The following is a 21,135-nucleotide window of genomic DNA, read 5'->3' as shown; positions in this document are numbered from 1 at the left end:
GAAGGGCCCGCCGGAGTCGGTGACTGCGGCGGGCCCCGGTGTTACGGGCTAACGGCTCACTTGCCGTAGTAGGCGTTGTACAGCGAGATCATCGACGTGTTGCCCTTCTTGTCGGTGATCTTGGCGCGGAAGGAGATGCCCTTGCCCTTCGACGGGTTCTTGACGGTGATCTTGCCCTTGGTGACGGTGACCTTCTTCCAGGTCTTGCCGGTGTCGTAGGAGCTGTACACCACCAGCGACTTCAGGTTGGAGCCCTTGGCGGCGCCCTCCACCGTGACCGGGATGACCGCCTTCTGGCCGGCCGTCTTCTTGCTGTCCAGCGTCACGGTCGCGCCGAAGCGGGCCGAGGAGGCGGGCAGCTGGGTGCGCTCGCTGGTCTTCTTGGAACGGAAGGTCCAGGTCGCGTCGATCCGGCTGGCCGCCGCGGCGACCTTGGAGGAACGCTTCACCGACGTCGTCAGCTTGTACGCCGCGTCACCGGACGGGACCCTGAACTCCTGCTCGCCGAAGAGCGGGTCGTCGTTGGAGCCGACCTTGGTGCCGTTGCGGTAGAGCGTCGTGGTGACCGAGGAGAAGTCCGACGAGCCCGCGTGGCCCTTGCCGTCGGCGAACAGCGGGATCAGGCCGCTGATGCCGTTGCCGTCACGGAAGACGCCGAACTCGGAGGTGATGCGCGGGGAGAAGACGGCCGTGTTGAACGTCGTCGAGTAGCTCTTGCCCGCCTTGTAGATCTGCCCCGGGTCCTGCGCGTAGAAGGCGTCCGGGATCGGGAAGCCCTCTTCGTCGGTGCCGCCGTACTGCATGAAGGACAGGTCCCACTGGACGTCCGACGTGGTGGACAGGTGCAGGGTGTGCACGCCGGGCAGGGTCTGCGGGACGCTGGTGCCGGAGCCGCCGCCGCTGGCCGGGAGCCAGCCGACCGCGCTGACGTCGCCCGTCTTGCCGCCGGCCGAGGCCCCCAGGGACGCCTTCACCGTGGCCAGCTCGCTGGCCTTGTAGTGCCGGGTGAAGCCGGTGGCGAGCTTCTTGACCGCACCGCCGGTGACGGTGTCGTACTGCTCCTTGGTGCCCTTGGCCCAGTGCGCGTCCCACTGCTGGGTCACGGACCCGTCGGTGATCTGCGGGCCGAGGTGTCCGCTGCGGAAGTTGGCGTAGGACTCCAGGAACCAGCCGAAGCTGTAACCGCCGTCGGCGGTGTCCACGCTGAAGTCGGCGGAGCCGAGGACCGGCTCGGCGGCCTTGTCGGGCACCGTGATGTCGACCGGCTTCGCGGTACGCGCGTCCAGCGTGATCGTGGTGTCCTTGGTGATGCTCAGCTTGGGCTGGGCCAGCCAGTCGGCGCCCTCGTACTTCTCCGGGTCGGCGTTGACGTAGAGCGAGGAGTTGAGGATGTAACCGCCCTTGGGCACGCGCACGGTGACGGTGCCGTCGGCCTCGTACGGGTTGTAGAACTCGTCGGCGGCCAGACCGGAGATGCCGGCCAGGTCGATGTTGTAGTTGGCGGACGGCTTGCCGTCCCGGCCGATGGCCTTCAGCGTGACGTCGTAGGACTCCACCTCGCGCTGGACCGCCGCGGCGGTGCGGACGCTCTGGCCGCCGCCGGTCGCCGTCACGTACGCCGAGTACGCGCCGTCGACGGTGCCGCCGAGGCGGGTGTCGGCGGTGATGCCGACGGAGGCGGTGCCGCCCGCGGGGACGGTGACCGTGTCGGCGTCCAGGGTGAAGAAGCCGGCCGGGGCCGTCTTGCCCTTGGGGTCGATGGCCGTCGAGGTCAGCTTGAGGGTGACGTCCTCGGTGCCGAGGTTGCGGTACGTCAGCTTCTCGGTGGCCGGCTGGTCGTCGGCGTGCGGCCACTGCTGCGGCGCGAAGCTGATCGAGGACTGCTCGGCGATCACGGTCTGGGTGATCGCCTTGTCGACCTGGATGCGGCCCGTGCCCTGCTGGGACGGCGTGTAGGCGCCGTTGCCCTTGGCGGAGCCGGTGAGGACCGCCTTCAGCTCGGTGTTCGTCCACTCCGGGTGCTGCTGCTTGAGGATCGCCGCCGCGCCCGCGACGTGCGGGGTCGCCATCGACGTACCGGAGATGGTGACGTACCCCTCGGGGTTCTCACCCTCCTCCTGGGCGATGACGCTGCCGGACGCGGAGGCCGCGGTGATGTCGACGCCGGGGGCGGTGACGTCCGGCTTGATCTGGCCGTCGAGGCCGGGGCCGGTGCTGGAGAACTCGGCGAGCGCGTCCTTGTCGTCGACCGCGCCGACGGTGAGGGCCGCGGCGGCGCTGCCCGGGGAGCCGATCGTCTGGTCGCCGAACTCGCCGTCGTTGCCGGCGGCGATGGCGAAGAGGATGCCCTTCTCCGCGGAGAGCTTGTTGACCTCGGCTTCGAGCGGGTCGATCTCGGGGGTGTCGCCGCCGCCGAGGCTGAGGTTGACGATGTCGGCGCCCTGCTCGGCCGCCCACTCCATGCCGGCCAGGATGCCGGAGTCGTCGCCGTAGCCGGAGTCGTCGAGCACCTTGCCGTTGAGGAGCTGGGCGCCGGGCGCGACGCCCTTGTACGTCCCGCCGCCCTTGGCACCGGTGCCGGCCGCGATGGAGGCGACGTGGGTGCCGTGCCCGAACTTGTCGGTGGCGTCGGCCGCGGCGGTGAAGTTCTTCGCCGCGACGACCTGGTTCTTCAGGTCGGGGTGGGTGGCGTCGACGCCGGTGTCCAGGACGGCGATCTTGACGCCCTTGCCGTCGTAGCCGGCCTCCCACGCCTGCGGGGCGCCGATCTGCGGAACGGAGGTGTCGAGGCTGGCCCTGCGGACGCCGTCCAGCCAGACGTGGGCGATGCCGGAGGCGGTCTTCTCGCCGTCCGTGACCGCCTTCCACAGGTCGGGAGCGTCCTTCTGCGGGGTCTGGACGGCGTCGGCATTCAGGGACTTGAGGCTGCGGCGCAGGGTGCCCGCCTCGCGGACGTCGGCCTTGGTCGCCGCGGGGGCGCCCTTGTAGCCGACGATGACCTTCAGGCCCTTCTTCTGGGCCTTGCGGGTCGTGGCCTTGTTCAGCTCGGTGACGTCGAACAGGCGCCGGTCGAGCTTGCCGGTGGCCACCAGGCGGGCGGCGTCGGCCGGGACGACGTAGGTGTGCCCGTCGGCGCGGCGGACCTGCACGGGTATGTGCTCGCGGCCCTTGGCCCGCTTGAGGCCGGTGACCCGGCCCCGCGCGTCGACGACGACCCGGTCGCCGGTGATCAGGGTGATGTGGTGGGTGGCGGTGAGCGCGGTGCCGGCCGTGTCGGCCGTCCCCCGCGCCTCGGTGCCGGCCGCGCCGGCCGGGGTGGTCAGTCCGGCGGCGAGGGCGACGGCCGCCGCCACGGCGACCGTGGCGGCGTGCCCTCTGTTCTTTTGTCTGCGCAAGGTTCCCCCTAGCGGATGTCCGGGCCAACCACGCGGTTCACCCGGCCGGGGGTGGTCTCGTACGCCAGTGCGCACCCCCCGGTGCACGCAGTATGCCGGGGACGATCATCTGCCTCAATCGGATGAGAGAAAGGTGAGAGAACCGCCGGACTACTGTTACGCCCCCGCGGGAACTCCGTTACCTGACCGATGGATTACCGGCGGTCACAGGAGCCCGTGTGTCGCGCGGATCACTCGGGCCACGCGGGTCACGCCTCCGCGTTCTCCCGGATCGTGATCTTCCCCTTGCGGATCGTCGCCAGGCGCGGGGCCTTCTTGGCGATGGCGGAGTCGTGGGTGACCATCACGAAGGTCAGGTCCAGTTCCTTCCACATCCGTTCGAGTACGTCCATGATCTCGTCGCGCATCGACTCGTCGAGGTTGCCCGTGGGTTCGTCGGCGAGCAGCACCTTGGGCTGCTTCACCAGGGCCCGCGCGATGGCGACCCGCTGCTGCTGGCCGCCGGACATCTCGCTGGGCAGGTGGCCGAGCCGTTCGCCGAGGCCGACCGACTCCAGTGCCTCGGCGGCGCGTTCGCGCCGTTCCCTGGTCCTGACGCCGAGCGGCACCAGCGCGGTCTCGACGTTCTCCTGCGCGGTCAGCGTGGGGATGAGGTTGAACGACTGGAAGACGATGCCGATGGTTTCGCTGCGCACCCGGGTCAGCCGGGCCTCGGACAGCTTGGCCAGGTCGGTGCCGTCGAGGACGATCTCGCCGGCGGTGGGCCGGTCCAGCGCGCCCAGCATCTGGAGCAGCGTGGACTTGCCGCCGCCGGTGGGGCCCTGGATGACCAGCCGGTCGCCGTCGGGGATGGTCAGGTCGATGCCGTCGAGGGCGTTGACGGTGTCCTTGCCGCGCGTATAGCGCTTGGTGACGCCTCTGAGTTCGTACATGGTGGTCCGACTCCTGGAAAACGTGAGGGGAGGGGCGGGGCGGGGCGCGCGCTGCTCGGCGCGGCGCGGGGCGGCGCTACTCGACGCGGCGCAGGGCGTCCGCCGGGCGCAGCCGGGAGGCGCGCCAGCCGCCGAAGCCGCCGGCGATCAGACCGCCCGTCACGGCGAGGACGACGGCCAGGGCGATGGTGGTGAGGCTGACCGGCGCGGTGAGGGCGACCTCCAGGGTCTTGGACGCCGACTGTCCGCCGCCCATGCCGCCACCGGGACCGCCGCCCATGCCGCCGCCGGGGCCGCCGCCCGTGCCGCCGGCGGTGGCGCCGAGCTGGGCCTCCAGGCTGGGGCTGACCGCGGTGACGGCGTACGCGCCCGCCAGGCCGAGCGCGATGCCGAGGACGCCGCCGACCAGGCCGTTGACGACGGCCTCGCCGACGACCTGCCGGGTCACCCGGCCGGACTTCCAGCCGAGCGCCTTCAGGGTGCCGAACTCGCGTACGCGGCGGGAGACGGCCGAGGAGGTGAGCAGGCCGGCGACCAGGAACGCGGCGACCAGCACCAGGACGGAGAGCCACTTGCCGACGCTGGTGGCCAGCGAGGAGGCGGTGGACAGCGAGCCCGAGACGGTGTCGGCGAGGTCGGCGGAGGTGGTGACCGTGGTCCCCGAGATGTTCTTCTGGATGGCCGACTTGACCGCGTCGATCTGCTGCGAGTCGGACGCCTGGACGTAGACGGTGGTGACCTTGTTCTTGGCGTCACCCAGCGTCTGGGCCCGCTTCAGCGGGATGTAGACGTTGGCCGCGGCGTCCCCGCTGTCGGCGGTGGCGATCCCGATGACCTTGAACTTGGTGCTGCTGATGGTGAGCGTGGAGCCGGTCTTCAGCTCCTTCTCCTTGGCGTACGCCGAGTCGACGACGGCGACCTCGGCGTCGGTCTCGGACGTCTTGAAGGTCCGGCCGCTGGTGATCTTCGAGGAGGTCAGCGGGCCGAGCGCGGTCTCGGTGACGTCGGTGCCGTAGACGGAGTAGCTGTTGACGTCGAAGTCGGCGCCGCCGCCCCGGACTTCGCCGCCCTGCTGACTGCCGGTGCCGCCGCTGGGGGCGCCGCCCTGGCCCTGACCCTGCGTCTGGCCCCCGCCGCCCTGCTGGAACTGACCGCGCGTGAACTGGCCGCTGACCTTCATGACCTGGAGGCTGAGCCCGCCCACCGCGTCGGCCACGCCGCTCTGGCCGGCGACCTCGCCGACGGTGGAGCCGGCCAGGGTCTGGAAGCCCTGCACCATGACCCGGTCGCTGGACTGCTCCTCGTCGGAGTCGCTGTCCTGCGCGTCGAACTCGAAACGGGGGCGCTCGCCCTGCCCGCTCCCGCCGCTGTCCGCCGCGGCGGCCTTGGTGACGGTCATGTCGGTGCCGAGGCCGTACAGCGACTCCAGGACCTTCTCCTGGGCCTTGCCCATGCCGGACGACACGGAGTTGACGACGATGACCAGCGCGATGCCCAGCGCGAGTCCGGAGGCGACGACGAGGGCCGCCTTTCTACGGCGGCGCAGTTCGCGCCTCAGGTAGGTGAAGAACATGGCCGCAAAGTAGGGACGGCGCGTGATGGGCGGATAAGCCTCCGATAAGAGGAGGATGAGAAGGCTGAGAGATGCCGATGTGTGACCAAAGCGAACCGCCGCCCGCCCTCTGAGGGGCGAACGGCGGTGCGGCAGCGGTGAATTGCGGGGGCGTCAGATCGCCGAGCCCGCCTTCCACTCGGCCCAGTCCATGTTCCAGCCGTTGAGGCCGTTGTCCGGGGCGATGGTGTCGTCGCCGGTGTTCTGGACGACGACCACGTCACCGATGAGGGAGTTGTCGTAGAACCAGGCGGCCGGGGTGCTGGAGTCGTTGGCGCCCTTGGTGTCCGACAGGCCCACACAGCCGTGGCTGGTGTTCTGGCTGCCGAAGATGGACTTGGCACCCCAGTAGTTGCCGTGGATGAAGGTGCCGGAGGTGCTCAGCCGCATGGCGTGCGGTACGTCCTTGATGTCGTACTCGCCCTTGCCGTCGTCGTCGGTGAAGCCGACCGTCGAGCCGTCCATCCGGGTCTCCTTGTACTTCTCGGAGATCACCATCTGACCCTCGTAGGTCTTGTTCTCCGGGGAGCCGGCCGAGATCGGGATCGTCTTGACGGTCTTGCCGTCCTGCGTGACCTTCATCTGCTTGGTCTGCGCGTCGACATAGGAGACCTGGTTGCGGCCGACCTTGAAGGTGACCGTCTTCTGCTGGACACCGAAGACGCCGTCGGCGCCCTCGACACCGTCGAGCGCGAGCTTCAGGGTGACGGTCGAGCCTTCCTTCCAGTACTCGTCGGGGCGGCAGTCCATGCGCTGGGTGCTGAACCAGTGACAGGCGACCTCCTGGCCGCTGTCGGTGTTGACCGTGATGCCCTTCTGGACGGCGGCCTTGTCGGTGATCTCCTTGTCGAAGTTGATCGAGACGGGCATGCCCACGCCGACCGTGGTGCCGTCGTCCGGCGTGAAGGTGCCGATGAAGCTGTTGTTCGGGGCGACCGTGGTGAACGACGCGTTCTCGTGCGCCGCGCGGCCGTCGGAGTCCTCGGCGGTGACCGTCAGCTTGTAGGTGGTGGCCCGCTCCAGCTGCGCGCTGGGCTTCCAGCTGGTCTTGTCGGCGGATATCTCGCCGCTGACCTCGGTGCCGTCCGAGGTGGTCATCTTGACCTCGGTGAGCGTGCCCTTGGTCACGGAGACGGTCGCGGAGTTGTTGATGGACGCGTTGTCGGACCCGTTCTCCGGCTTGATCTTGATCTGCGCCTCGGAGGTCTTCTCGGCCGCCGCCTTGTCGACCTGGGCCTGCGAGGACTCACCGCCGCCACCGGCCGCGTCGTCGTCGCCGCCGGAACACGCCGAGAGCACCAGTACACCCCCGAGCAGCGCGGACGCGGCCGCGAGGCCCTTGCGCCGCTTACTGTTCGTCATCACACGCTTCTCCATCGCTACCGATTCCGGAAACCACGAGATTCCCCGTCAACCTGTTCAACGCTACGACCGGTTCGTCCCGTTCCACATGGCCCCCAGGTGTGGGCCACACCACGTCCGCGGGACGGACGCTCCCGCGCCGGTATCGGTCCGTGCGCCGGGTGAGACGGCGAAACCCCGGGCGGCGGTTGCCGCCCGGGGTCACGGTTTCCCCAAGGAGCGTCAGCCGACCGTCACTTCCGGGTCACGCGCGCCGCGACCGCCTCCGTGGCCGCCGTCGTCGTCGCCGCCGTCGCCGTATCCGTCGTACAGGGGGCCATCATCCTCGTCGAGGCCCCAGTCCGGCGAATCGGGGTCGTAGTCGATCCACTCGCCGCTCCAGGACGCCTGCTGGAGTTCGACCCCCGGCACCTCGCTGACCAGGTCGAACGGGTCGACGAGATGGGCCAGCGCCTCCGCGGTGTCCTCCGTCACAGCGTCCTCGGCGCCCGTCCGCTCCGCCTCGGGCAGGGCGGCGTCCCCGGCGATCCGCCGCAGCGCGGCCCGGGTGACCGCCTCGTCGTCCTCGACCTCCAGGACGAGGTCGACACGAATCCGTACATACCGTGATGTCTCATCAGCGCTCATGTCCGGAGCGTACGGCCGACGACCCCCGCGGCTTTCCGGTGACCCGCGCCTTTCACTAACATCGCCCCGCACGGCCAATTCACCAGCGCCACAAGGGGATCGATATTCAGTGTCATCCGCTCGCCGTCCGTTGCTGACCGCCGCTGCCGCGGGCTCCCTGCTGTGCGCCCTGTGGTTCGTCCCGTCCGCCAACGCGACCCCGGAGACCGCCGCGGGAAACACCCCGCCCAGCAGCCCGTCTCCGCAGGTCACCGAGCAGGCGAGACTCGCCGCCACGGCCCCCGGGGCCGTCGACGGGAGCACCCGGCTGGCCGACACCGGCAGCTTCGACAGCACTCCGTACGTCATCGGCGGCACCGCCTGTCTGGGGCTGGGCGCCGGTTTCGTGGTCTATTCGGTGCGCCGCGAACGCCTGGACTTCTGAGGAACTCCTGAGGGTTTCTCAAAGCTTTTGGTGTTCTTGGCTTTTTCTTGACGCGCTGTGCCGGTGAACTGTCACCGGCACAGCGCTTTCGTATGACTAGCGCAGCGGTCCGGTCACCGTCTCCGCCGCCTCGACCAGCCGCCCGTCACGTACGAACGCGTCCGCGGCGGCCAGGTCGGGCGCCAGGAAGCGGTCCGGACCGGGGCCCTCGATCCCGGCCCGCCGTACGGCGTCGATCACGGCCCGGGAGGCCGGGGCCGGGGTGAGTCCCTCACGGAGCTGGAGCGCCCGGGTGGCGGCGTACAGCTCGACGGCGATCACCCGGGTGAGGTTGCCGACGGCCGTGCGCAGCTTGCGCGCCGCCGACCAGCCCATCGACACGTGGTCCTCCTGCATGGCCGAGGACGGGATGGAGTCCGCCGACGCCGGTACGGCGAGCCGCTTCAACTCGCTGACCAGCGCGGCCTGCGTGTACTGGGCGATCATGAGCCCGGAGTCCACCCCGGGGTCGTCGGCGAGGAACGGCGGCAGACCGTGGCTGCGGTTCTTGTCCAGCAGCCGGTCGGTGCGCCGCTCGGCGATGGAGGCGAGGTCGGCGACGGCGATGGCGAGGAAGTCGAGGACGTAGGCGACCGGGGCGCCGTGGAAGTTCCCGTTGGACTCCACCCTGCCGTCGGGCAGCACGACCGGGTTGTCCACCGCCGCCGCCAGCTCCCGCTCCGCGACCAGGCGGGCGTGGGCCAGGGTGTCCCGGCCGGCGCCGGCGACCTGCGGGGCGCAGCGCACCGAGTAGGCGTCCTGGACGCGCGGGGCGTCGTCCTGGTGGTGGCCGGTGAGGCCGGAGCCCGCCAGCACGGCGGCCATGTTGGCGGCGGACGCGGCCTGTCCGGGGTGCGGGCGGATGGCGTGCAGCTCGGGGGCGAGCACCTTGTCGGTGCCGAGCAGCGCCTCCAGGGTGAGGGCGGCGGTGACGTCGGCCGACGTGTAGAGGGTGTCGAGGTCGGCGAGGGCCATGACCAGCATGCCGAGCATGCCGTCGGTGCCGTTGAGCAGGGCGAGGCCCTCCTTCTCGCGCAGCTCGACGGGGGTGATCCCGTGCTCCGCGAGCAACTCGCCGGCGGGCCGTACGGTCCCGTCCGGACCCTCCGCCTCGCCCTCGCCCATCAGCGTCAGCGCGCAGTGGGACAGGGGCGCGAGGTCGCCCGAGCAGCCGAGGGAGCCGTACTCGTGCACGACGGGGCTGATCCCGGCGTTCAGCACGTCCGCCATGGCCTGGGCGACCTCGGGGCGGACGCCGGTGCGCCCGGAGCAGACGGTCTTCAGCCGCAGGAACATCAGGGCCCGTACGACCTCCCGCTCCACCCTCGGCCCCATTCCGGCGGCGTGCGAGCGGACGATGTTGCGCTGCAACCGGGCCCGCAGCTCGGGGCTGATGTGCCGGGTCGCCAGGGCGCCGAAGCCGGTGCTGACGCCGTAGACGGGGTCCGGCTTGGCGGCCAGCGCGTCCACGGTCTCGCGGGCCGCGGCCAGCGCCGCCACCGCCTCCCCGGAGAGCTCGACCCGGGCGCCGCCGCGCGCCACGGCGAGGACGTCGGACGCGGTGACTCCGGCCGTCCCCACCACCACAGTGTGCATAGTCATATTCAGGAGCGTACGCAGTGAATGCGACGGTGTCACCCCTGGGGCGGCCGTTCACCCCTTACATCGCGCGGACCGTCCGCCGGGCCGGTAGTTTGCTGCGCCGAACACCCTTTTCCGGAGGTCCCGTTGAGCCCGTACAGGCCGTCGTCGCCGCAGTGGCGCAAGCCGTCGCCGCTGGGTTTCGGGGTGGCCGTGGACGCGGTGAGCAATGTCGCCGCGCCGCTGCTGGCGGGGTTCGCCGTCGCCGCGATCGGGGTGGTCGCCGCGGACAGCGACAAGTTCCGCTGGCCCGGCCCCGTCCTGCTGTTCCTGACCCTGGCGGCCCTGCTCTTCGTCACCTGCGTGCAGTTCGGCTTCCACGCCCGCCGGCACCTGTACTCGTACGCCGACATCACCGCCTGGTGGACGGAGGAGGAGGTACGGGACCGCCGTGACCTGCTGCGCGAGGAACAGAACCACGACTTCGAACTGTGGGACGCCTGGCGCCGCCGCACCTACGTCACCTACAGCGGTGGCCTGATCATGCTGTGGCTGGGTGTGTCGCTGGTTCTGGTACCGCCCACGCCGGGTACCTCCCTGGACACACCGTTCCGCTGGGCGGCGGCGGCCGTGGCGGCCTGCGCGGCGGTGGGCGAGGCGGTGTGGAGCACGTATCCATCGATCCGGCGCCGGGTGCGGCGGCGCCGCTTGCTTCGGGGGGACGCATGACGGGCGGCGATCCGCGGGAGTGGTGGGGCGACTACGAGCACGACAGGGCAGCACCACCGCCCGCGTCGGCCTGTCCGGGCTGTCACCACTCGCGCGGCCACACCCCGGACTGCGACCTGGCCTCCCTGCCGGTGAGCCAGGCCGCGGCGCTCGGCTACGAGGCGGCCCTGGAGCAGGTGCGCGCGCGGGCCGAGGGCGCCCAGCAGCCGGCCCCGCCGACGCCGCCCCCGCAGGCGTTCGGCGCCCCACCGCCCCCGTCGGCGACCTGCCCCGCCTGCCACCACACCCACCGGCACCAGCCGGGCTGCCCCCTGGAACCGCTGCCGGTGGACGACGCCGCCGCCCTCGGCCACGACGCCGCACTCGCCCGCGTCCGCGCACACGGCGGCGGACACCCCGTACCGGGCGCCCCACCGCCCCCGTCCGCGACCTGCCCCGCCTGCCACCACACCCACCGGCACCAGCCGGGCTGCTCCCTGGAACCGCTGCCGGTGGAGGAGGCCGCGGTGCTCGGGTACGGTGCCGCGCTCGACCGCGTCCACACGCGCCGCGCCGCCGAGCCGCAGGGCGGACCGCCGCCGACGGACCTCTGTCCCGCCTGTCACCACAGGCACCGTCACCAGAACGGCTGCGAGCTGGCCGCGCTCCCCGTGGCGGAAGCCTCCGTGCTCGGCCACCGCGCCGCCCTCGACCGCGTCCGCGCCCGCGCCGCGGCCGACGGCGGCGGGCCGCGGACGCCCCCCGGCGGGCTGCGCGGCTGGCTGCGGCGGCTGGGCAGGAGAGGTTAGGGCGCGTGCCGCCCCCGGAAGCGGCGGCGCTCCCCGTCCCGCTCCTCCCCGGACGGCTGGTCGGCCAGGCGGACGACCGGGTCGTCGGGGCCCTCGCGGCCGGCGACGACCGGGCAGTCGGCGCGGTCCGCCTTCGCGCGGTACTGCGCGGCGTCCGCGAGCCGGAAGAGCCGGCGGGCGGAGCGGACCGGGCCGATCGGGTCGCCGGTGGAGGCCACCCCGCAGGCCACCCCGTCGCCCAGCTCCAGTACGGCGGCCCGGCGGCACAGCTCCCCGGCCGCCTCGACCACCGCGTCGGCGGGCGGGCCGACCGCCAGCAGGCAGAACTCGTCGCCGCCGAGCCGGGCCGCCAGCGCGCCCGGCAGCATCGCCCCGCACAGCGACAGCACCGAGCCGAACCGTTCCAGCAGCCGGTCGCCGACGGCGTGCCCGTGGGTGTCGTTGACCCGTTTGAGGCCGTTGAGGTCGCAGACGACGAGGCTGACCACCACACCGTCGCGGCGGTGGCGTTCCACCGCCTCGTCCAGGTGGGCGTCGACGGCGCGGCGGTTGGCCAGGCCGGTGAGCGCGTCGGTGTAGGCCAGGCGCCGTACCTCCTCCAGGCGTTCGGTCTGCGCGATCCCGGCGGCGACGACGGAGGCCAGGACGGTGGCGAAGTCGGCGTCGCCCCGTTCGAAGACGGGCGCCCCCACCGGCCGGGCCACGTACAGCTCGCCCCAGGCGCGGCCGTGCAGCACGATCGGGGCGACGACGCAGCAGCCGCGGCCCCGGCGGCGCAGGGCGGCGACGCGCTGATGGACGTAGCCCGGCCGTCCGGCCGCCGGGCCCCGCGCCGTCTCCACCCAGGCGTCGGGCTCGCCGCCGCCGGCCCAGCGTTCGTGCAGGAACTCGGTGATCTCCGCGAACTGGTGCACCGGGTAGGACTCGTCCTCCGGGAACTCCTCCTCGCCCTCGGCCCGCTCCCCCACGTTCACCAGCACGCGCAGGCGGCCCAGCTCCCGTTCCCACACCGACAGGGCGGCGAAGCTGCCGCCCAGCGCCCGGCAGCCGCCGACGGCCGCCGCCCGCCACGCCTCCCGCAGGCCGTGCGCGGCGGCCATCCCCTGCGCCAGCGCGACGACGGCCGCGAGACGTCTGTCCTCACCCATTTCATCAGGTTAGGGACATACGGGACGGACCGCCGCCGGGGGTCGCCTCTCGGCTACTCCCCCGGCCACCGCGGCTTCCGCTTCTCGTTGAACGCCGCCACGCCCTCCGCCCGGTCCCCCGAGAACGCCACCGTCCGCCAGGCCGCGTCCTCCACTTCGAGGCCGGCCCGCAGGTCCAGCCCCTGACCGAGCCGCAGGGCCCGCTTGGCGGCGCGCAGGCCGACCGGGGAGTTGGCCGCGATCCGGCCGGCCAGCGCCAGCGCCTCGTCGCGGTCCCGTCCCTCGTCCACCAGCTGGTCGACCAGGCCCAGCTCGCGCGCCTCCGCCGCCTCCACCCGCCGCGCCGTGAAGACCAGCTCGGCGGCGCGCGCCGCCCCCACCCGGCGCGGCAGCAGCTGTGTACCGCCGCCCCCGGGGATCACCCCGACGGACACCTCGGGCAGCCCCACCACGGCCGTACGGTCGGCGACGATCACGTCGCAGGAGAGGGCCAGCTCGAAGCCGCCGCCCAGCGCGTACCCGTGCACGGCCGCGACCGTCGGCACCGGCAGCTCCAGTACGCCCGTGTACGCGCCCCGGGTGACCGGCCGCTGGCGCCGCAGGTCGGCGTCGGTGAAGGAGTTGCGCTCCTTGAGGTCGGCGCCGACGCAGAACGCCCGCTCATGGGTCGAGGTCAGCACCACCACCCGTACGCCCGGGTCCGCGCCCAGCGCCGCGCAGGCCGCGCCGATGGACCGGGCCATGCCGGTCGAGACGGCGTTCATGGCCTGGGGCCGGTCCAGCGCCAGCTCCGCGACGTGCCCGTCCGCGTGCCGCTGTACCAGCACGGACTCCCCGTACCGCTCCTCGCTCATGACACCCCTCCGGTTGAAGACGTCTACAACGGTTCCCCCCGCCGCGTCAGCAGCCAGGGTTCGACGACCCCGAGGCCGCGCACCGGGCGCTGCCACATCGGCTGGAGCGCGAAGCGGTACGCCGGCGGCTCCTCGCCCTCCTTCTCCGCCGCCTCGGCCTCCTGGGCCGCCTGCGCCTCGGAGGCCGGCGCGTCCCCGGTGCGGATCAGCTCCTGCGCGAAGGCCGAGTCGACGAGGACAGCGTCGCGCGGAGCTATCGAGGTGAGCCGGGACGCCAGGTTGACGGTGGTGCCGAAGACGTCGCCCATCCGGGTGGTGACCGTGCCGAAGGCCATGCCGACCCGCAGCTCCGGCATCGTCTCGTCACCCGACATGGTCTCGATCAGCCGCAGGGCGATCTCGGCGGCCGTACCGGCGTCGTCCGCGGCGTAGAGGACCTCGTCGCCCAGCGTCTTGACCAGGCGTCCGCCGCGGGCGGCGATCAGGTCGGCGGCGGTGGTCTCGAAGGCCTCGACCAGCTCGCCGAGTTCCTCCTCCTCCATGCGGCGGGTCAGCCGGGTGAAGCCGACCAGGTCGGCGAAGCCGACGGCCAGGCGCCGGTCGACCATCTCCTCGTCGTCGGTGGCCTGCACGACCCGCCCGGCCGACGCGGCGAGCTGGCGCCGCCAGACGTAGACGAGGAACTCCTCCAGCTCCGGCAGCAGCAGCTCGACGATCGGATACGTGACCTCGGTGCGGGTCATCCCCGGCTCCGGCGGCTCGGTCAGCCCTTCCAGGAAGGAGTCCATCTGCCACTCGGCCAGCCGGGCGGTGGTCTGCCCGGTGGACCGGGCCACCTGCACGGCCATCGCCTCGCTGAGCAGCCCGGCCTCCACCAGACCGGCCAGGCGCCGCAGGGCCAGTACGTCGGCCTCGGTGAGCGCCTTGGCCTGCCCGATGTCGGCGAAGCCCATGGCCCGCCAGAAACGCGAGGCCAGTTCCATGGAGACGCCCGCGCTGCGGGCGGCCTGGAAGGGGGTGTAGCGGCGCCCGGCGCCCAGGATGAGCTGTTCCAGACGGAGCGCGAGCGGGTCGTCGCCGGGTTCGCCGGGTTCGGCGGGGTCCACCTCGCCGTTCCCGTCCGTGCCCGAGCCCGTGTCGTCTACGGTCACGCCTGCTGCCTTCCGATCTGCCGCGGTCAGATAGCGACCGGGCCCAACTTTACGACAGCTGTGGGCCAGCTCACTCCCGCGAGCCGCCGCCCCACAGGCCGCACACCCTCACGCGAGCCACCGCCCCACAGGCCACACACCCTCACGCGAGCCACCGCCCCACAGGCCGCTCCTCCTCACGCGGGCCACTGCCCCACAGGCCGCTCACCTCACGTACGTACGCCGCCGCGCAGGCCGCCCACCCTCACGCGGGCCGCAGGTGGACGATGTCCCCCGCGCCCACCGGTGCGCGCACCCCGTCCTCGGTGGCGAGCACCAGCCGTCCGTCCCCGTCCACGGCCACCGCCTCGCCGGCCAGGTCGGTGCCGCCCGGCAGCTCGGCCCGTACGGTGCGGCCGAGCGTCGCGCAGCCGGCGGCGTACGCCTCCTGGAGCCCCGAGGGCCCCGGGTCCCCGCCGGCCGCGCGCCAGCGCCCGTACCACTCCTCCAGCGACCGCAGCACGCCGCGCAGCAGGGGGTCGCGGTCGGTGCTGATCGCGCCGGCCAGGGCGAGCGAGCCGGCGTGCGGGACCGGCAGTTCACCGGCGCGCAGGGTGACGTTGACGCCGATGCCGACGACCACGCCGTCGGGGCCGGCCCGTTCCGCGAGGATGCCGCCGGCCTTGCGTTCCTCGCCGCCGACGGTGACGAGGAGGTCGTTGGGCCACTTGAGGGCCGTGTCGACGCCGGCCGCGCGGGACAGGCCGGCGGCCACGGCGACGCCGGTGAGCAGCGGCAGCCAGCCCCAGCGGGCGACCGGTACCTCGGCGGGCGTCAGCAGGACGGAGAAGAACAGGCCCGAGCGGGCCGGTGCGGTCCACCGCCGGTCCAGGCGGCCCCGGGCCGCGTTCTGCTCCTCCGCGACCAGGACGGTGCCCTCCGTCGCCCGGCCGGCGGCGGCCCGCGCCACCAGGTCGGAGTTGGTGGAGCCGGTGCGCTGCACGACGTCCACCTCGCGCCACAGCCCGCCCGGCCGCACCAGGCCGCGCCGCAGGGCGGTGGCGTTCAGGGGCGGCCGGTCCAGGTCGGACCACCGGCTGCGGCTGCGGTCTGCGTCATCTCGCGGAGTCATGCAAGCCACCCTAGGTGTGGCAAACGCCGCACTGCCGATCGGTAGGCACCCCACTACGCTGCGATGAACAACCGACCGCTCATTTGACCAGGCAGGGAGCCCCATCCCGATGTCCGAGCCGGAAGGGCAGCAGCCCGACATCCACACGACCGCGGGCAAGCTCGCGGACCTGCGACGCCGTGTCGACGAGGCGACGCACGCCGGTTCACAGCGCGCTGTCGAGAAGCAGCACGCCAAAGGCAAGCTGACGGCCCGTGAGCGGATCGCCCTGCTCCTCGACGAGGACAGCTTCGTCGAGCTGGACGAGTTCGCCCGGCACCGCTCCACCAACTTCGGCCTGGCGGACAACCGCCCCTACGGCGACGGCGTCGTCACCGGCTACGGCACGGTCGACGGCCGTCCGGTCGCCGTCTTCTCCCAGGACTTCACCGTCTTCGGCGGCGCGCTCGGCGAGACGTACGGGCAGAAGATCTGCAAGGTGATGGACTTCGCGCTGAAGACCGGCTGCCCGGTCATCGGCATCAACGACTCCGGCGGCGCCCGTATCCAGGAGGGCGTGGCCTCGCTCGGCGCGTACGGCGAGATCTTCCGCCGCAACACCCACGCCAGCGGTGTGATCCCGCAGATCAGCCTGGTCGTCGGCCCCTGCGCGGGCGGCGCGGTGTACTCCCCGGCGATCACCGACTTCACCGTCATGGTCGACCAGACGTCCCACATGTTCATCACCGGCCCGGACGTGATCAAGACGGTGACCGGCGAGGACGTCGGCTTCGAGGAGCTGGGCGGCGCCCGCACCCACAACACCGCCTCCGGCGTGGCCCACCACATGGCCGGCGACGAGAAGGACGCCATCGAGTACGTCAAGCAGCTGCTGTCGTACCTGCCGTCCAACAACCTCTCCGAGCCGCCCGCCTTCCCCGAGGAGGCCGACCTCGCGGTCACCGACGAGGACCGCGAGCTGGACGTCATCGTCCCCGACTCCGCCAACCAGCCGTACGACATGCACGCGGTCGTCGAGCACGTCCTCGACGACGCGGAGTTCTTCGAGACGCAGGCGATGTTCGCGCCGAACATCCTCACCGGCTTCGGCCGCGTCGAGGGCCGCCCGGTCGGGATCGTCGCCAACCAGCCGATGCAGTTCGCCGGGTGCCTGGACATCACCGCGAGCGAGAAGGCCGCCCGCTTCGTCCGCACCTGCGACGCCTTCAACGTGCCCGTCCTGACCTTCGTCGACGTCCCCGGCTTCCTGCCCGGCGTCGGCCAGGAGCACGACGGCATCATCCGCCGCGGCGCCAAGCTGATCTACGCCTACGCGGAGGCGACGGTCCCGCTGATCACGGTGATCACCCGGAAGGCGTTCGGCGGCGCGTACGACGTGATGGGCTCCAAGCACCTGGGCGCCGACCTCAACCTGGCCTGGCCCACCGCCCAGATCGCCGTGATGGGCGCGCAGGGCGCCGTCAACATCCTGCACCGGCGCGCCATCGCCGACGCCGACGACCCCGAGGCCGCCCGGGCCCGGCTGATGCGGGAGTACGAGGACACCCTCCTCAACCCCTACACCGCCGCCGAGCGCGGCTACGTCGATGCCGTGATCATGCCGTCCGACACCCGCGCCCACGTCGTCCGCGGGCTGCGCCAGCTCCGCACCAAGCGGGAGTCCCTCCCGCCGAAGAAGCACGGCAACATCCCCCTGTAAGGAGCCGCTGTGACCATCAGGGTCATACGGGGCAACCCGTCCCCGGAGGAACTGGCCGCCGCCCTGGCGGTCGTCAAGGCCCGCACCGCGACGCCGGCCGCCGAACCGGCCCCGGAGCCGACGCCCGACACCTGGTCCGACCCGTCCCGCATCGCCCGCACCCGCCTCCCGCACCCGGGCCCGTCCGCCTGGACACGCACCTACTGGCCATGAACCCAGGGGCGCGGGGAACCGCGCGCGGAGCCGGAACCGAGGGCGCCGAATGAGTACCCCTACTCAGGCGCCCTCCCCGCCCAGGCCGCACGCTGGTGGCATGCTCTGGTCCGACCCCGACGACAAGCCCCCCGAGGAGCTGCGCGACGCGCAGGCCATGCTCCGGCGGCTCGGTCTGCTCATGGCCCTGGCCATGATCGCGGCGATGATCGTGATCTACACGAGGTGACGTGATCCGCGCGAGGTGAGCCGAAGGCCCCCGCGTGACTAACCTGACCGCATGACTGATCAGCCCCGCCGCCGACTCGTCCTCGCGTCCCAGTCCCCCGCCCGGCTGGGCCTGCTGCGCCAAGCCGGACTCACCCCCGAGGTGATCGTCAGCGGTGTCGACGAGGACGCCGTCACCGCCCCCACCCCGGCCGAGCTGGCCCTCGCCCTCGCCGAGGCCAAGGCGTCCGTCGTGGCCGCCCGGCCGGAGGTGCACGGCGCCCTGGTGATCGGCTGCGACTCGGTCCTCGACCTGGACGGCCGGGCGCTCGGCAAGCCCGCCGACGCCGAGGAGGCCACCGCCCGCTGGAAGGCGATGCGCGGCCGGGCGGGCACCCTGCAGACCGGGCACTGCGTCTGGGACACGGCCACCGGCCGCCACACCTCCGCCACCGCCTCCACCGTCGTCCGCTTCGGCGATCCCAGCGACGAGGAGATCGCCGCCTACGTCGCCTCCGGCGAGCCGCTGCACGTCGCCGGGGCGTTCACCCTGGACGGCCGCTCGGCGCCGTTCGTCGACGGCATCGAGGGCGACCACGGCAATGTGATCGGCCTCAGCCTGCCCCTGCTGCGCCGGCTCCTGGCGGAACTGGGCGTCGGCATCACGGAGTTGTGGGCGCCGGCGGAGAGCTGACCCGGTCGCCGGGTTCCTCGGGCGCGTCGTGGGTCATCAGCAGCAGCACGACCAGCCCGAGGACCAGGACCATGAGGACGAACGCCGCCGGTCCCACCAGCCCCCAGCACACCGCGCCGAGCAGCCCGTGCACCACGGCCGCGCTGATCAGCAGGGCCCGGCCGAGGCCGGCCGGCGGGCGGTCGCGCACCGCCACCAGCAGGGCGACCAGGCCGCACAGGGCGAAGTAGAGCCCGAAGACGAGACCGCCGGTCTTCGCGGAGACCGACATCGCGCCCGCGTCCAGGCCGGCCAGGGACATCTCCTGCCGGTCGACGACGATCCCGAGGAACCAGTTCAGCGCGGCGACGCCCAGCGCCTCGGCGAAGAACACGACCGCCACCGCCCACGCCACCGGCCTGCGCACCATCGCGATCGCCACCCTTGCCCGGAGTACGTTCGGTACTTCACGGACGCTACTGGGGGTCCCCCCAGCTCGTTAAGGGCCTGGCGGAGGGTAAACCCAGGGGCAAGAGTCGCGTCGGCGGCAAAGAATCGTTGGTCCATTCGTAGGGACTCGACAAAGAAACGGAGTGGGGCGCAGCACGCTCTCACAGAGACCTTGACCACACCGGGCGGCTAGGGTTTGCCGGAGGAGTCCGCCGCACCCTGATGCGACAAGGGCTTTCGCGGGTCGAGCAAGCCTCGCATCACACTCCGTGTGGGCAAGCTCACCACTGGGGACGGGTCGAAGGCCCGTGTCGGCAGTCCCTAAACTCGGCTTGTTTCAAGGAGGGAGCCTCAATCGTGCGCAAGGTGCTCATCGCCAACCGTGGCGAAATCGCTGTCCGCGTGGCCCGGGCCTGCCGGGACGCCGGGATCGCGAGCGTGGCCGTCTACGCCGACCCGGACCGGGACGCTCTGCATGTCCGCGCCGCGGATGAGGCGTTCGCCCTGGGCGGTGACACTCCGGCGAGCAGCTACCTGGACATCGGGAAGGTGCTGAAGGCGGCGCGCGAGTCGGGCGCGGACGCCGTCCACCCCGGCTACGGCTTTCTCTCGGAGAACGCCGAGTTCGCCCAGGCCGTCCTCGACGCGGACCTGATCTGGATCGGCCCGCCGCCGCAGGCCATCCGCGACCTCGGCGACAAGGTCGCCGCCCGGCACATCGCCCAGCGCGCCGGTGCCCCGCTGGTCGCCGGTACGCCCGACCCGGTGAGCGGGGCCGACGAGGTCGTCGCGTTCGCCGAGGAGCACGGTCTGCCGATCGCCATCAAGGCGGCCTTCGGCGGCGGCGGGCGCGGCCTGAAGGTGGCCCGCACCCTCGAAGAGGTCCCGGAGCTGTACGACTCGGCGGTCCGCGAGGCCGTGGCGGCGTTCGGGCGCGGGGAGTGCTTCGTGGAGCGCTACCTGGACAAGCCCCGGCACGTGGAGACCCAGTGCCTGGCCGACCAGCACGGCAACGTGGTCGTCGTCTCCACCCGTGACTGCTCCCTGCAGCGCCGGCACCAGAAGCTGGTCGAGGAGGCCCCGGCGCCGTTCCTCTCCCAGGACCAGCTCGACCAGCTGTACTCCGCGTCGAAGGCGATCCTGAAGGAGGCCGGCTACGTCGGCGCCGGCACGGTCGAGTTCCTGGTCGGCCTGGACGGCACGATCTCCTTCCTGGAGGTCAACACCCGGCTCCAGGTCGAGCACCCGGTGACCGAGGAGGTCGCCGGCATCGACCTGGTCCGCGAGATGTTCCGCATCGCCGACGGCGAGGAGCTGGGCTACGGCGACCCGGTGCTGCGCGGCCACTCCTTCGAGTTCCGGATCAACGGCGAGGACCCGGGGCGGAACTTCCTCCCGGCGCCCGGCACGGTCACCCTGTTCGCCCCGCCCTCCGGTCCCGGTGTCCGGCTGGACGCGGGCGTGGAGTCCGGCTCGGTCATCGGCCCGGCGTGGGACTCCCTGCTCGCCAAGCTGATCGTCACCGGCCGCACCCGCAAGGAGGCGCTGGAGCGGGCCTCCCGGGCCCTGGAGGAGTTCCAGGTCGAGGGCATGGCGACGGCCATCCCGTTCCACCGCGCGGTCGTCAGGGACCCGGCGTTCGCGCCGGAGCTGACCGGCTCCACGGACCCGTTCACGGTCCACACCCGCTGGATCGAGACCGGGTTCGTCAACGAGATCAAGCCCTTCACGGCCGGCGCCGGCGCGGACACCGACGAGGAGACGGCCGGCCGCGAGACGGTCGTCGTCGAGGTCGGCGGCAAGCGCCTGGAGGTCTCCCTGCCGTCGTCCCTGGGCATGTCGCTGGCCCGTACGGGCCTTGCGGCGGGCGCCAAGCCCAAGCGCCGGGCGGCGAGGAAGTCCGGCCCGGCGGCCTCCGGCGACACCCTCGCCTCGCCCATGCAGGGCACCATCGTGAAGGTCGCGGTGGAGGAGGGCCAGGAGGTCAAGGAGGGCGACCTGATCGTCGTCCTGGAGGCCATGAAGATGGAACAGCCCCTCAACGCCCACAAGTCCGGCACCATCAAGGGCCTGGGCGCCGAGGTCGGCGCGTCGGTCACGTCCGGTGCGGCGATCTGCGAGATCAAGGACTGACCGCACG

At 72.3% G+C, this 21,135-nt stretch carries 19 protein-coding genes; 8 read left to right on the top strand and 11 right to left on the bottom strand.

The window, feature by feature from the left end; genetic code table 11:
- Positions 1 to 56: 56 nt before the first annotated feature.
- The 5 genes from ACZ3IG_RS11050 to ACZ3IG_RS11030 all read right to left on the bottom strand — a co-directional run bounded on the left by ACZ3IG_RS11050 (position 57) and on the right by ACZ3IG_RS11030 (position 7,928).
- Entirely contained in the window at positions 57 to 3,395 is a 3,339-nt protein-coding gene (locus tag ACZ3IG_RS11050) for a S8 family peptidase (RefSeq protein WP_467430949.1), read from the bottom strand.
- Between the two features lie 248 nt (positions 3,396 to 3,643).
- Positions 3,644 to 4,327, bottom strand: a complete 684-nt coding sequence (locus tag ACZ3IG_RS11045) for an ABC transporter ATP-binding protein (RefSeq protein ID WP_467430947.1) — start codon at positions 4,325 to 4,327, stop codon at positions 3,644 to 3,646.
- Positions 4,328 to 4,403: 76 nt separating this feature from the next.
- Positions 4,404 to 5,900 (bottom strand): ABC transporter permease, encoded by a 1,497-nt coding sequence (locus ACZ3IG_RS11040; protein ID WP_467430946.1) that lies wholly within the window; start codon positions 5,898 to 5,900, stop codon positions 4,404 to 4,406.
- Positions 5,901 to 6,053: 153 nt separating this feature from the next.
- Complete coding sequence (locus ACZ3IG_RS11035) at positions 6,054 to 7,301, bottom strand: L,D-transpeptidase (RefSeq protein WP_467430945.1); 1,248 nt, start codon at positions 7,299 to 7,301, stop codon at positions 6,054 to 6,056.
- A gap of 222 nt (positions 7,302 to 7,523) precedes the next feature.
- Positions 7,524 to 7,928 (bottom strand): hypothetical protein, encoded by a 405-nt coding sequence (locus ACZ3IG_RS11030; protein ID WP_467430942.1) that lies wholly within the window; start codon positions 7,926 to 7,928, stop codon positions 7,524 to 7,526.
- Between the two features lie 109 nt (positions 7,929 to 8,037).
- On the opposite strand from ACZ3IG_RS11030, the gene ACZ3IG_RS11025 reads away from it, so the two are divergent.
- Positions 8,038 to 8,352: a hypothetical protein gene (locus tag ACZ3IG_RS11025; protein ID WP_467430941.1), complete on the top strand. Its 315-nt coding sequence runs from the start codon at positions 8,038 to 8,040 to the stop codon at positions 8,350 to 8,352.
- A 96-nt stretch (positions 8,353 to 8,448) separates the two neighbouring features.
- Here the strand turns inward: ACZ3IG_RS11025 and hutH are convergent, their stop codons facing one another.
- Positions 8,449 to 9,987: a histidine ammonia-lyase gene (hutH, locus tag ACZ3IG_RS11020; protein ID WP_467431659.1), complete on the bottom strand. Its 1,539-nt coding sequence runs from the start codon at positions 9,985 to 9,987 to the stop codon at positions 8,449 to 8,451.
- Between the two features lie 132 nt (positions 9,988 to 10,119).
- On the opposite strand from hutH, the gene ACZ3IG_RS11015 reads away from it, so the two are divergent.
- A complete protein-coding gene (locus ACZ3IG_RS11015) occupies positions 10,120 to 10,701 on the top strand; it encodes a hypothetical protein (protein WP_467430939.1) in 582 nt (193 codons plus the stop codon).
- A complete protein-coding gene (locus ACZ3IG_RS11010) occupies positions 10,698 to 11,489 on the top strand; it encodes a hypothetical protein (RefSeq protein WP_467430938.1) in 792 nt (263 codons plus the stop codon). The genes ACZ3IG_RS11015 and ACZ3IG_RS11010 overlap by 4 nt, the downstream gene beginning before the upstream one ends.
- Here the strand turns inward: ACZ3IG_RS11010 and ACZ3IG_RS11005 are convergent.
- The 4 genes from ACZ3IG_RS11005 to ACZ3IG_RS10990 form a co-directional block, all read right to left on the bottom strand.
- Positions 11,486 to 12,637 carry a GGDEF domain-containing protein gene (locus tag ACZ3IG_RS11005; protein ID WP_467430937.1) on the bottom strand — a complete coding sequence of 384 codons (1,152 nt, stop codon included), beginning with the start codon at positions 12,635 to 12,637 and terminating at the stop codon, positions 11,486 to 11,488. The genes ACZ3IG_RS11010 and ACZ3IG_RS11005 overlap by 4 nt on opposite strands.
- Before the next feature lie 53 nt (positions 12,638 to 12,690).
- Positions 12,691 to 13,491, bottom strand: a complete 801-nt coding sequence (locus ACZ3IG_RS11000) for an enoyl-CoA hydratase/isomerase family protein (protein WP_467430934.1) — start codon at positions 13,489 to 13,491, stop codon at positions 12,691 to 12,693.
- A 23-nt stretch (positions 13,492 to 13,514) separates the two neighbouring features.
- The gene (locus tag ACZ3IG_RS10995) at positions 13,515 to 14,642 is read right to left on the bottom strand and encodes an adenylate/guanylate cyclase domain-containing protein (protein ID WP_403532847.1); all 1,128 of its coding nucleotides are present in this window, start codon (positions 14,640 to 14,642) and stop codon (positions 13,515 to 13,517) included.
- A 244-nt stretch (positions 14,643 to 14,886) separates the two neighbouring features.
- Positions 14,887 to 15,753: a biotin--[acetyl-CoA-carboxylase] ligase gene (locus ACZ3IG_RS10990; protein WP_467430932.1), complete on the bottom strand. Its 867-nt coding sequence runs from the start codon at positions 15,751 to 15,753 to the stop codon at positions 14,887 to 14,889.
- Between the two features lie 109 nt (positions 15,754 to 15,862).
- Here ACZ3IG_RS10990 and ACZ3IG_RS10985 point away from each other — a divergent pair, with 109 nt between their 5' ends.
- The 4 genes from ACZ3IG_RS10985 (at position 15,863) to ACZ3IG_RS10970 (ending at position 18,566) form a co-directional block, all read left to right on the top strand.
- Complete coding sequence (locus ACZ3IG_RS10985; protein WP_467430930.1) at positions 15,863 to 17,452, top strand: acyl-CoA carboxylase subunit beta; 1,590 nt, start codon at positions 15,863 to 15,865, stop codon at positions 17,450 to 17,452.
- Between the two features lie 9 nt (positions 17,453 to 17,461).
- Complete coding sequence (locus ACZ3IG_RS10980) at positions 17,462 to 17,665, top strand: acyl-CoA carboxylase subunit epsilon (protein ID WP_467430928.1); 204 nt, start codon at positions 17,462 to 17,464, stop codon at positions 17,663 to 17,665.
- A 100-nt stretch (positions 17,666 to 17,765) separates the two neighbouring features.
- Entirely contained in the window at positions 17,766 to 17,894 is a 129-nt protein-coding gene (gene mmpB / locus ACZ3IG_RS10975) for a morphogenic membrane protein MmpB (protein ID WP_467430926.1), read from the top strand.
- A gap of 51 nt (positions 17,895 to 17,945) precedes the next feature.
- Positions 17,946 to 18,566, top strand: coding sequence for a nucleoside triphosphate pyrophosphatase (locus tag ACZ3IG_RS10970; RefSeq protein WP_215164579.1), 621 nt, complete (start codon positions 17,946 to 17,948; stop codon positions 18,564 to 18,566).
- Here the strand turns inward: ACZ3IG_RS10970 and ACZ3IG_RS10965 are convergent.
- Positions 18,535 to 18,975, bottom strand: coding sequence for a hypothetical protein (locus ACZ3IG_RS10965; RefSeq protein WP_467430925.1), 441 nt, complete (start codon positions 18,973 to 18,975; stop codon positions 18,535 to 18,537). The genes ACZ3IG_RS10970 and ACZ3IG_RS10965 overlap by 32 nt on opposite strands.
- A 377-nt stretch (positions 18,976 to 19,352) precedes the next feature.
- Between ACZ3IG_RS10965 and ACZ3IG_RS10960 the strand changes: the two genes are divergently transcribed.
- Complete coding sequence (locus tag ACZ3IG_RS10960; protein WP_467430924.1) at positions 19,353 to 21,128, top strand: acetyl/propionyl/methylcrotonyl-CoA carboxylase subunit alpha; 1,776 nt, start codon at positions 19,353 to 19,355, stop codon at positions 21,126 to 21,128.
- Positions 21,129 to 21,135 lie beyond the last annotated feature (7 nt).

It is taken from the genome of Streptomyces sp. NPDC016677 (assembly GCF_055562815.1).
Note: the sequence above shows the minus strand (reverse complement) of the source record. Positions and strands in the feature narration are given on the sequence as shown.